The following is a 10,205-nucleotide window of genomic DNA, read 5'->3' on the forward strand; positions in this document are numbered from 1 at the left end:
CTACACCGTGGCGATCTCGAAGTGCACCGGCGTGCCCCGGTCGGCCGGCCCGCCCAGCACCAGCAGTTCGACGTCGGTGGGCTGGGCCCGCAGGCCGGTCAGCGCCCGGCTCAGCGGATCGCGGACGTCCAGGCCGACGGTGAGGAAGGAGTGCAGCCCGTGCAGCCGGTTGCAGGCGTGCCTGAGCAGGAAGCCCAGCGTCGCCGCGTCCGGCGCGCACGGGTTGGCCACGGTGCGGTAGCTCAGTTCCCCACCCGTACGCGGCAGGCGGGGCGCGCGCAGCAGCGGGGCCGCGACGTTGAACGCGACCCGCACCGCCGCCATCCGGGGCGAGTATCCGGTGACCCGCATCTGCTTGATGCCGTGCTGGTCCCACAGGCCGACGAACCCGGCGAGCTCGCCACCCGGCCGCCGGGCCAGCAGGTACTCCAGTCCCGGCCGCGCCATCGGGAAGGAGTCGCAGACCGGCGCGAACTGGCGGGAAGCCGCCAGCCGCCGCCACAGCTCGACCATGTCGGGCTCGTCCGCCGGTTCGGCCACCGCGACGGTCAGCTCGCTCGGCGGGATGCGGCGGCGGGTCAGCAGGTCGATGCTGTGCGACCTGATGGTGGCCCGCCGGCGCACCCCGGGTTCGACCCGCCGGCGCAGCATCTCGACGGCGTCGTTGCCGGACAGGACCGTGCCGATCAGCGGCGCGTCCGGGCCGGCCAGCTCCCGGGCCGCCGCCTGCGCCCACTGCGCCAGGACGCGGGCGGCCCCGCGCCGCCGGTGAGCGGGATGCACCTTGAGATCGCCGACGTAACCGAGCAGGGCCGGGCGGCCGTCGACGAAGGCGGGCCGCCGGGCGGCCGCCACGCACGCGATCGGACCGTCGTCGCCGTCCACGACCCCGACCCGCCAGCCGTCGCCGCCGATCCCGTTGAGCGCGAAGAAGTCGGGCCGCCGGTCGACACACAGCGACAGGTCGCCGTCCATCGCGCAGCGGCTCGCCAGGTCGACCAGCGCCGCGTTGTCCCCCGGCCGGGCGTCGCGGACCTTCACGGCATCACCTCGCAGAGCGCGAAGCGCCGCTGGCACAGGCTGCGGTCGGTGCGCATCAGCTGCTCGCCCCGCGCCCGGTCCTCCCGTACGGCGTCACGCCAGCGCGGCGGCACCTCGGTCCAGCCGGCGAAGTTGCGGAAGACCAGCCGGGCGCCCGGCCGGGCGGTGCGGACGATCTCGGCGAACAGCTCGTCGATCTGGTCAGGGCTCAGCCACTCGCAGATGTTGGACAGGGCGAAGCCCGTCATGCTGGCATCCGCCTGCGTGCGCAGGTAGTCGGTGAACGCGCCGTCGACCAGGCTGAGGCCGTCGACCGGCACCTTCGCGCTCAGGTACGGCGGCAGGCAGTTCGCCGGGTAGCGGCCGGTGAGCAGGTGGTGCAGGAAGTAGTTGCCGCCGATGTCGAGGTCGGTCAGCGTGTGCTCGGCGACCTGGCGGAAGTGCCGGGCGTAGCTGGGGTCCTCGACGTGGGCGAAGAACCGCTCGTCGTAGGTGCGCCGCAGCACCAGCCGGTTGCACAGCGTCTGGAACAGCAGCCGCCAACCGGCGGTGTCCCACTCACGGCGGTAGAACTCCCGCTGCTCGTCGAGGGTCCGCAGGGCGAGCAGCGTTTCGATCCGCCGGCGGGGGTGGATGACACGCAGGGACCGGGCGATCAGGCGCATCAGCCGTTCGGTGACCCCGGCCTGCAGCACTCCGGCGTCGATCGCCTGCGGGTGGGTGTCCCAGTGGTCGCGTGCCCCTGGCGTGAGCACGCCCCGGACCTGGGCGTACGCCTGGCGCCGGGCGGCCGCGGCCATGGGCGCGCCGCCGAGCAGGCCGAGCGCCGGGCCGGGTTCCAGTGCCGCGACCGCGGCCGCTTTCAGTTCCACGAGGTGGTTCTGGGTGCGGTTGAGGTCGACGCCGACGACCTCGGCGGCACCGGCGGCCAGCAGCGACAGGGCCGTGCAGCCGGCCGAGCTGACCACGGCGATCGGCCCGTTCCACCGCCCGGCGAAGGCGGCGATCTCCAGTCGCGGGTCCTCCCGGACCTGGGCGAAATACAGCCGGTCGTCGACGGCGCCGGGCAGTTCGGTGCGCCGTACGTGCGGCTGTGTCTGCTGTGGCAGGTCAGTGTGCTGCGACACGGAAGCTCCTCTCGATCAGGTCGGCGCACGCCGCCTCGACCACGGCCGTGGCGTCCTGGGCCTGGTAGCCGGGCCACGCCGCCCGCAGGCGGTCGGTCCGGAAGTGTTTGGGCAGGTAGAGCTGTTCGGCGAAGGGTGCTACCGAACTGAGTGCGGGTTGCAGCGAGCCGCCGCGCAACCGCAGGGCGGCCTGAGCCATGTCGTGGAAACTCGCCCGGTCGCACGGGATCGGGCGGGGCAGCATGCGCCGGCGGAAGCCCGGGTCCTGCTCGAACACCCCGAAGGCGGTGTCGATCGCGGTGCCGAGGGAGACCGGGCCGCCGCAGAGCTGGTAGATGCCCGGTGGCGCGGTGAGCAGGGCCGTCACGCCGGCGACGGTGAACTCGGCCGTGGCCAGGCTCAGCGGCGTCGCGGGGTCGCCGGGCAGCAGCGTCAGCAGCCCGGAGTGGTAGAGCCGCATCGTGTGGTGGAACGCGTTGTACTGCGCGACCTCGCCGCCGGCGTCCTCGGCGATCACCGTCGGCAGGCGTACCACCGTCACCGGCAGGCCCGGCGGGTCGAGCAGGCACTCCTCGGCCGCCCACTTCGACCACTCGTAGTGGTTGACGAACCCGGCGTCGTCGTGGCGGGTCTCGTGGACCTCACCCCGCCGCCTACCCGCGCTGTACAGGGTGGACAGCAGCATCAGCCGGTCGAGCCGGTCGCAGCGCTGCGCGAACTCGCGTACGCGGGCCGTCCCGGACGCGTTGACCCCGTCGGCGGTGTCCCGGCTGACGTCGAAGCGGATGACGGCGGCGGCGTGCACGATCCGCGTGACGGACCGGGGGTCCACGAGCGCGAACGGGTCGGCGTCGCGCAGGTCGACCGACACGACCGGGGCGTCGGTGACCCGGGCCAGCCGCGCGCGTTTGCGCTCGAGTTCGGCCTGGTCGGCGCACCGCACCGCCAGGATCAGGTCCTCGCCGCCGAGCGCGGCCACGATGCGTCGGCCCAGGTAGCCGTCGGCTCCGGTGATCAGCGTGGTCATCGGGCCGCCGCCTGCCCGGCCGCGGCGAGCAGGTCCGGCCAGCCGCCCGGCTCGGTGCCGTGCCGGTCGACCAGGGCATACAGCCATCGCTCGACCCCGAAGGCGAGGCAGGCGGTGGTGGCCGGGGCCCCGTCGCGGGTGATGGCGCACGCCGACCCGAAGTGGTCGTGGTGCAGGTTGGCCGAGGCGAGGGCCAGCGAACCGCCGTACGTCGCCTCGTGTTTGACCGGCTGGATGCGCTGCAGCAGGTGGCCGGGGTGCCGTTCGGGGCGGAAGAACGGGTCCGTCGCCGATGTCCAGTCCACCGGCAGGTCGATCAGCACGGCGAAGCGGTCCACGGCCGCGCGGGCCTCGGCCAGGAAAGACGCTGTCTCCTCGGCCGTGCCCAGGCAGACGATCTCCCGCATGGCGAAGGTCCACTGCCGGCGCAGCGGCTCGTAGCTCGACTCACGCCGGAAGCAGGTGTTGCGGGTGGTGACGTGCACGGCCGTAAGCAGTTGCTCGCCCTGGTGCGCGGAATAGACGTGGTGGCAGGCCGCCGGGGTGAGCACCGCGGTCACCGGGGCCGTGCGGGTCAGTGCGACCGCGCCGTCCCGGTCCAGCACCGGGCCGTCGGCGAACGCGGCGAGGTTGTCGTCGGTGGAGTCGAGCGCGGTCGCGAAGGTGACCTGGTGCGGGAACGACCGCAGGTGCCCGTGCAGGGCCGTGGCGGGCAGCGTCGCCGGGTACGCCTCCTCGCGGCAGCGCCACCGGCTCGCGAGGCGCTGGAAGGCGCGGTCGCAGTCGTCGGCGAGCGCGAGCAGCGGCCCGGTGAGCCCGGCCTGGCCGCTGGGGTCCCAGCGCAGCCCGAGCCCGGTCAGGTCGGTAAGGGTGTTCACGGTCTGCCCCCGAATCTCGCCATCATGGCGTCGATGCCGTCGAAGTCGCCCATCCGCAGCTGCTCCACGTCGATGGGCGCGCCGCGCAGCCGCTCCAGCAGGATGATCAGCTCGGGCAGGTGCACCGAGCGCAGCACACGCAGCGTGAACAGCGGCATGTCGTCGGTGACGGCGACCTGGCCCGCGTGCCGTCGAACGAACGTCCGCAGTTCCGCGCGGATCTCGGTCTCAGAACGCATCGGCCGGCTCCTCGGTGAGCAGGCCCGCGGTCGCCAGGAAGCGCAGGCAGTCGGTCGACACCCGCCGCCGGTGGGCCCGCTGGGCGGGCGCGGACCAGGCCGTCTCGGCCAGCTCCCACGGGTCGTCGAGCCCGGCGTCGGCGTACACGTCCGGGTGGTAGTACCCGCGCCAGGTCGCGGTCACGAACCGGCCGAGGTCGTCGCGGATCTCGGCGACGGTCCGCGCATCCCACTGCCCCGCCTGCCACAGCGCCGTCACCAGCCGGCGGCCGAACACCAGGTGCCGGGCCTCCTCGCGGTGGTGCTGGTCGTTGATGAACCGGGCCAGCGGATGCAGCCGCCCGTCGCGGGCCTGGACCCGGTTGTAGTGGTCCACGATCTCCTCGAAGATCAGCGTCTTGGCGAAGAACAGCAGGTCGTCGACGTCGCGCGGCCGGTCGGTGCCGAACGGGGCCTGTCGGCTGCGGTGGACCCGCGCGTATCGGGTGCAGAAGCCGCCGAAGTAGACGCTGTGCTTGTTCTCCTCGTCCAGGAAGTGGTGCAGGTAGCCGGCGGAGCCGGCCAGGTCGCTGCGGTAGAGCCGCGCGGCCAGGCCCTGGATCAGCGCCTTCTCGCCGTGGATGTTGAGGCTGAAGAAGCCGGCCGCCTCGTGGAACGCGACCCGGCGGCGGGCCGTGTCGTCCAGCGCGTCCCACACGGGTGTGCCGTGCAGGCTCACGTACTCCGGCGTGCCGAACCAGTCGCGTTCGGGATCCACCGTCGCAGGCCAGTCGACCAGGGTGTACGGGTTCTGGTGCGTCCGGGCCGACAGCCGGCTGAGCCGGTCCGCGGTCTCCGACACCTGCGCCAGCGCGGTCGCCAGGGCGCTCATCGCCCGACCACCTCCAGCACCGCGCACTGCCAGTTGAGCCCGAAGCCGGCCATCGGCAGGGCGATCCGCTGCCCCGGCCAGGCCCGGCCCGAGTCGAGCAGCGCCGACAGGTTGACGAACGGGTCGGCCGAGATGACGTGGCCGACGTCGGGCAGGGTCGGCGCCCAGACCCGGGCGTGGTCGATGCCGAGCAGCCGGGCGAGGATCTGCCAGGCCTTGTCGTTGGTGTTCTGGGTGACGACCCAGTCCAGGTCGGCCGGGGCCAGCCCGACCCGCGCGGCGGCCTCCCGGACCAGCCGGTGGGTGTAGGCGAAGTAGGTGCCGACGGTCTCGTCGTCGCCGGCCCGGCCCAGGCCGCCGTTGGTGATCTGGTGCACGGTCAGCAGGCGGCACACGTCCGGCTCCCGCCCGACCACGCAGGCCGCGGCTCCGTCCGAGATGAGGTTGTACGCCTGCTCGTACCACGCCCCGGCGGGGAACCGGTCGGCGGTCACGCACAGCACCCGCCGCCAGGTCGGTTCGGTCGTCAGCAGCGCGCCCGCCACTCGCAGCGCCCCGAGCGCACCGGTGCAGGCCTGCTGGTGCAGCCCGACCACGATCGCCCGGGACAGGCCGAACTCGGCCTGCAGGCGGCCGGCCGGGAAGTCCATCAGCTCCTTGACGTCGCGGACCGGCCCGATGCCGGTGTCGCCGGGCAGGCAGGTGGCGTAGACGATCGCGTCGACGTCGGCCAGGCCGCCGCCCGCCGCGATCTGCGCGACCGCCGCACGGGCCAGGTCGTACGCGGTGTCGTCCGGTTCGCAGGTGTGGTGCCACCGGAAACCGGCCGCTTCCAGGTCCTCCGGAGCCGACCGGAGCAGTCCTGCCTCGGCCGACTCACGTAGATGTCGTTTCCGCGCACCGAGTGCGTGGGCGAAGGATCCGATATAGAGCCCGTCCATGGATCCCATGCTGGTAGCGCCAGGTCGGCCGCGCATGAGCGCACGTACTCAGATCCCGCTAGGTCGATCACCCGATGCGCCTGAGTCGCGGGACACCCCATGACGACGGCATCCGGAAAGTGATATCACTATGATACCGTCATGGCGGCCGACCACCGTAACCACGTCAGATGGAGTGCTGGCCATGGAAATGCCCCTCACCTCACAGGTCTACCTACTGGCTTACAACACCGACAAAGGCAAGCTGACCTGCAACGGCTACCTCGGTTACGTGCTGCGCGCCGCCGCGCTCACCGAACTGTGCCAACTCGGCGCACTGTCCGATGCCGACGGAAAGCCGCGTGCGACGAACACCAAGGTCACCGACCCGATACTGGCCGAGGTGCTGCACGAGATCGCATCCGCGGCCAAGCCGAAGAAGTGGTCCTGGTGGGTGCACCGCGGCCAGACTCCCATGTTCCGTGCCGTCCAGCAGCGGCTGGCCGACGACCGCGTCATCACCACCGAGCGCTACCGCATCCTCGGCATCTTCCCCGCCACCAGGGTCAAGCTCCACGAGCACCGCACGGTGGCCCGGCTGCGCTCCACCGTCAGTCACGCCCTCCACGGGGGCACCGCCGACCCGGTCGACGCGGCACTGACCGCGCTGGCCGCGACCGGTGAGATCCGCATCGCCATCAGCCGTGCCCAGGTGTGCCAGCACGCCAAGCGCCTGGAGTCCCTCACCCGGCAGGCAGGCCCCGCGCTGCCCGCGCTGCGCAAGGTGATCCGCGACCACCACGCCGCCACCGAGTCGTCGGCAGGCTGAACAGGTTCGGCCTGGGACCCTCCAGGGACTGCGCAACGGATAAGGTGCGGCATCCCCTTAGTGATCACAGGAGCAAGAACCTTGAAACGCCTCGTACCACTGGCCGTCGCCGCCGTCATGTTCGCAGGCGGCTGCAGTGCGGCCGCACCGGACGCACCAGCCGGATCCTCGGCGCCGTCGGCCTCCCCCACGGCCGCCGCCCCGTCGCCCACGCCTTCCTTAAGCCCCTACCAGCTCATGGAAACGGCCATGATCACCGATGAGCTCCTGCTCTCGGTGGTGAAGCAGCCCGGCCGGCAAGAACGCGCGGTCGACGACCACTGGTGGAAGGGCTTTCCCGCCGGGATCGTGACCGCCTGCGGCGAGCGTCCCGCCTCTTCCAAGGCCGATGCGGACGATGCCCTGACCCACGTCCGGTCCTGGATCCTCGCCGCGGATCCGTCCGCCGAGAACTTCTGGGTCGTCGGTCAGGAAGTTCTCGTGCTGCCGAAGGAGAAGGCCGAGGACGTCGTCGCCAAGGCCGAATCCCTACTGGCGAATTGCAAGTCATACCGTGAGGACAAAGTCACCCACACCAAGACCGCGATCCGGGACCTCGACATGAAGTCGATCGCCCACCGCGCCACAGCCGCCTGCTTCATCAACGGCGCGGACAAGAAGGTGCATTGCTCCATGTACTTCGGGCGCGGGAGTGTGGCTGTCGTCATCAACATCTATGGTCTGGACCAGAAGTCGACCGAGGCCCTGGCAAACGACGTCAAGTCGGCTGTCGAGCTCCAGCTCGCCCAACTGCCGGCATGAGCACACCGGCCGCCGGCTCGCCCGGCGGCCGGTGCCTTCACCCTCAGCCGACCCGCGCGGGCAGAGCGCAGCGGCTCAGCCAGGCAGCGGCTTCCGGTGCGGGCAGCTCGCCCTCGAACTCGATCCCGGGTTCCAGGTACGGGTAGACGCGGGCGGTCTTCCAGCTGCGTTCCACGGTCGGCGGATCGATGACTACCACCCGCACCCCGTCCACGGCGGCGATGTCGGCGGGAATGCCGTTCCACACCCACTCGCCGGCGGCGTCGTTCAGGATGATCGTGCCCGTCACGGGTTCGTCCAGCTCGATCGTCTCGCCGAAGGAAGCCGCGAGGAGTTCACTGTCGGAGGGCCGCCGACCGGGCAGCCGACCCGGTGACTCCGGCCCGATCAGCAGCCCGGCCAGCAGGGTGTGCAGCTGCCGGTGGTCGCCGACACCGGTCAGCCGCAGCCGGAAACCACGCCCGGTCTCCCGGTGCAGCACGATCACCGGCTCGTCGTCGAGCACGTGCAGTAACCCGTGCAGGAAGTGCGCCTGCTCGACGAAGCGCCGGGCTATCCCGACCAGCTCGGTGAGGCGCTCGCGCTGCGGGAGCGCCGCCCGGACCGGCCGGTACTGCGCCAGGAACAGCACCGGCTGCACCCAGGCGCCCACGAACGCCCAGGCCTCGGCCAGCTCGATCGCCTGTTCCTTGGCCACGCCGCGGCGGCACGCCACCTCGACGAAGCGCTGCATGTCCGGGACGGCCTCGTGCTCGCGCGCGGGCCTCGGCACCGGCCGGCCGATGAGCTGGTCCCAGGACATGTTGAACACGAACGTGTTGTCCATCGCCTGGCAGGCCCGTTCGACGAACACCGGCAGCAGCACGGTGACGTCGCTGCCGTGCAGGCACAGGTTGGCCGCGACCCGGGCGAGCATCGCCCCGAGGCTCAACGGCACCGTCTCGACCAGCGGCCGGATGCGTTCCAGCGCGGCGTCGACCTGCTCCCGCGGCGCGGACGCCCCGACGTTGATGATGCCGTTCAGCGCTTCGTCGTACGCCTTGAGATCCAGCGTCTCGGCCGCTGTGGACAGGGCGTCGGTGTACTGCACCAGGGTTCGCACGGCGCGAATGCTACCGGGGCGGGCCCGCCGACGGTGTCCGCAGACGTTTGCGCTCGACGATGCTCGTCGCGGTCACGACGCTCAGCGGCGGCACGTCCTTCGCGACGACCGCGCCCGCGCCGACGACCGAGCCGTACCCGATCGTCACCCCGGGCGTGATCGTGGCCGCGGCCCCGATCCACACGTCGTCCTCGATGACGATCGGCGCGTGCGTGATGTAGTCGAAGCGCTCGTCGACCTCGACCGGGTGCCCGGCCGTGCTCAGCGTGACCCCCGGACCGATCAGGACACGGTCGCCGATGCTGATGCCCCCGAAATCGAGGAAGTAGCAGCCCTGGTTGATGAAGACGCGTTCCCCGAACGACGCCCCGAGCCCGTAGTCGCAGTAGAACGGCGGCAGGATCGACAGCGAGTCCGGCACGGGCCCGCCGAAGATCTCGGTGAGCACCGCCCTGCGCGCGTCCAGGTCGTCGAACGGCAGCAGGTTCAGGCGCGCGGTCAGACCCATGACCAGCTGTACGCGCTCGGCGAAGGCCCGCGATTCGGGCGTCCTCGTCGGCAGGCGTTGCTCGTTGCGCACAAGCGATTCTGGCACGGCCGACCTGACCGGCGGTCCGGGCGTGAGCACGGGACCACCGCGGATCGGGCCCGGCACTACCGCGTGTTTCATAAGTGATCGGCGGTGTTGGTCGTCGGGCGTTTCCGGTCCGGCTGTGTTCGGTCTTTCTTGGTCATCAGTGTTTGTCGGTGGGGTGTGGCAGGGTGTGCTGCCGTGGCCCGTTTCACCACGTTCCGGTTCTGTCTGGACCCGACGGTCGAGCAGGAGTTGGTGCTGCGTCGGCATGCGGGTGCGGCCCGGTTCGGGTTCAACCAGTGCCTTCGGCTGGTCAAGCAGGCCCTGGATCGCAAGCGCCGTGGGGCGGTCGGCAAGGTGCCGTGGTCGGGTTTCGACCTGATCAACGCGTTCAACGCGTGGAAGGCTTCGGCTGCGGCGGGCCGGGTGCTGGTGGCCGCCGCCGATGGCACCACCACGGTGCAGACCACGGGGCTGGCGTGGCGGGCTGAGGTGTGCCAGCAGGTGTTCGAGGAGGCCGCGGTCGATCTGGGCCGCGGGCTGGCCGCGTACAAGGCATCGCGCACCGGCGACCGCAGAGGTCGCCGGGTCGGGTTCCCCAGGTTCAAGTCGAAGAAGCGCGCACCGCTGTCTTTTCGGCTCCGCAGCAGGACCTCTGCCACGGGCCGGGTGGGTATCCGGGTCGGCGATCATGGGCCGCGGACGGTGACCCTGCCCGGTATCGGCACGATGGCCGTGCTCGAGGACACCCGTCGGCTGCGGCGGATGCTGGCCAAAGGCAGGGCGAAGGTGCTGT

General features: G+C 71.5%; 12 protein-coding genes. 3 read left to right on the forward strand and 9 right to left on the reverse strand.

Translation table 11 applies throughout. The annotated features are described in order from the left end of the window. From ACFQO7_RS24200 to ACFQO7_RS24230, 7 genes are read right to left on the reverse strand one after another with little or no spacing between them, the layout of a single operon-like run. Positions 1-1,041, reverse strand: a complete 1,041-nt coding sequence (locus ACFQO7_RS24200) for a GNAT family N-acetyltransferase (RefSeq protein WP_376808497.1) — start codon at positions 1,039-1,041, stop codon at positions 1-3. Further along, positions 1,038-2,168: a DUF3419 family protein gene (locus ACFQO7_RS24205; RefSeq protein ID WP_376808498.1), complete on the reverse strand. Its 1,131-nt coding sequence runs from the start codon at positions 2,166-2,168 to the stop codon at positions 1,038-1,040. Before ACFQO7_RS24205 ends, ACFQO7_RS24200 begins: the two co-directional genes overlap by 4 nt. After that, positions 2,152-3,195 (reverse strand): SDR family oxidoreductase, encoded by a 1,044-nt coding sequence (locus tag ACFQO7_RS24210; protein ID WP_376808499.1) that lies wholly within the window; start codon positions 3,193-3,195, stop codon positions 2,152-2,154. The genes ACFQO7_RS24205 and ACFQO7_RS24210 overlap by 17 nt, the downstream gene beginning before the upstream one ends. Then, the gene (locus ACFQO7_RS24215; RefSeq protein WP_376808500.1) at positions 3,192-4,073 is read right to left on the reverse strand and encodes a class-II aminoacyl-tRNA synthetase family protein; all 882 of its coding nucleotides are present in this window, start codon (positions 4,071-4,073) and stop codon (positions 3,192-3,194) included. Before ACFQO7_RS24215 ends, ACFQO7_RS24210 begins: the two co-directional genes overlap by 4 nt. Further along, positions 4,070-4,312 carry a hypothetical protein gene (locus ACFQO7_RS24220; RefSeq protein ID WP_376808501.1) on the reverse strand — a complete coding sequence of 81 codons (243 nt, stop codon included), beginning with the start codon at positions 4,310-4,312 and terminating at the stop codon, positions 4,070-4,072. Before ACFQO7_RS24220 ends, ACFQO7_RS24215 begins: the two co-directional genes overlap by 4 nt. Beyond that, the gene (locus ACFQO7_RS24225) at positions 4,302-5,183 is read right to left on the reverse strand and encodes a diiron oxygenase (RefSeq protein ID WP_376808502.1); all 882 of its coding nucleotides are present in this window, start codon (positions 5,181-5,183) and stop codon (positions 4,302-4,304) included. The genes ACFQO7_RS24220 and ACFQO7_RS24225 overlap by 11 nt, the downstream gene beginning before the upstream one ends. Next, positions 5,180-6,124: a 3-oxoacyl-[acyl-carrier-protein] synthase III C-terminal domain-containing protein gene (locus ACFQO7_RS24230; RefSeq protein WP_376808503.1), complete on the reverse strand. Its 945-nt coding sequence runs from the start codon at positions 6,122-6,124 to the stop codon at positions 5,180-5,182. The genes ACFQO7_RS24225 and ACFQO7_RS24230 overlap by 4 nt, the downstream gene beginning before the upstream one ends. A gap of 184 nt (positions 6,125-6,308) precedes the next feature. On the opposite strand from ACFQO7_RS24230, the gene ACFQO7_RS24235 reads away from it, so the two are divergent. Next, a complete protein-coding gene (locus ACFQO7_RS24235; protein WP_376808504.1) occupies positions 6,309-6,932 on the forward strand; it encodes a GOLPH3/VPS74 family protein in 624 nt (207 codons plus the stop codon). 81 nt (positions 6,933-7,013) lie between these two features. After that, positions 7,014-7,733 (forward strand): hypothetical protein, encoded by a 720-nt coding sequence (locus ACFQO7_RS24240; RefSeq protein ID WP_376808505.1) that lies wholly within the window; start codon positions 7,014-7,016, stop codon positions 7,731-7,733. A gap of 43 nt (positions 7,734-7,776) precedes the next feature. Here the strand turns inward: ACFQO7_RS24240 and ACFQO7_RS24245 are convergent, their stop codons facing one another. Beyond that, a complete protein-coding gene (locus tag ACFQO7_RS24245) occupies positions 7,777-8,835 on the reverse strand; it encodes a hypothetical protein (protein WP_376808506.1) in 1,059 nt (352 codons plus the stop codon). A 10-nt stretch (positions 8,836-8,845) separates the two neighbouring features. Continuing rightward, positions 8,846-9,430: a sugar O-acetyltransferase gene (locus ACFQO7_RS24250; protein ID WP_376808507.1), complete on the reverse strand. Its 585-nt coding sequence runs from the start codon at positions 9,428-9,430 to the stop codon at positions 8,846-8,848. A 177-nt stretch (positions 9,431-9,607) separates the two neighbouring features. Here ACFQO7_RS24250 and ACFQO7_RS24255 point away from each other — a divergent pair. After that, positions 9,608-10,205 (forward strand): helix-turn-helix domain-containing protein (locus ACFQO7_RS24255; protein WP_376808508.1); only part of this gene is annotated, 598 nt, incomplete at its 3' end.

It is taken from the genome of Catellatospora aurea, from assembly GCF_042663325.1.
GTDB lineage: Bacteria > Actinomycetota > Actinomycetes > Mycobacteriales > Micromonosporaceae > Catellatospora > Catellatospora aurea.

Bases quoted from the DNA above. Each gene is read 5' to 3' on its own strand.
- ACFQO7_RS24210 (WP_376808499.1), bottom strand. From the start codon at position 3,195: ATGACCACGCTGATCACCGGAGCCGACGGCTACCTGGGCCGACGCATC.
- ACFQO7_RS24220 (WP_376808501.1), bottom strand. From the start codon at position 4,312: ATGCGTTCTGAGACCGAGATCCGCGCGGAACTGCGGACGTTCGTTCGA.
- ACFQO7_RS24225 (WP_376808502.1), bottom strand. From the start codon at position 5,183: ATGAGCGCCCTGGCGACCGCGCTGGCGCAGGTGTCGGAGACCGCGGAC.
- ACFQO7_RS24230 (WP_376808503.1), bottom strand. From the start codon at position 6,124: ATGGACGGGCTCTATATCGGATCCTTCGCCCACGCACTCGGTGCGCGG.
- ACFQO7_RS24235 (WP_376808504.1), top strand. From the start codon at position 6,309: ATGGAAATGCCCCTCACCTCACAGGTCTACCTACTGGCTTACAACACC.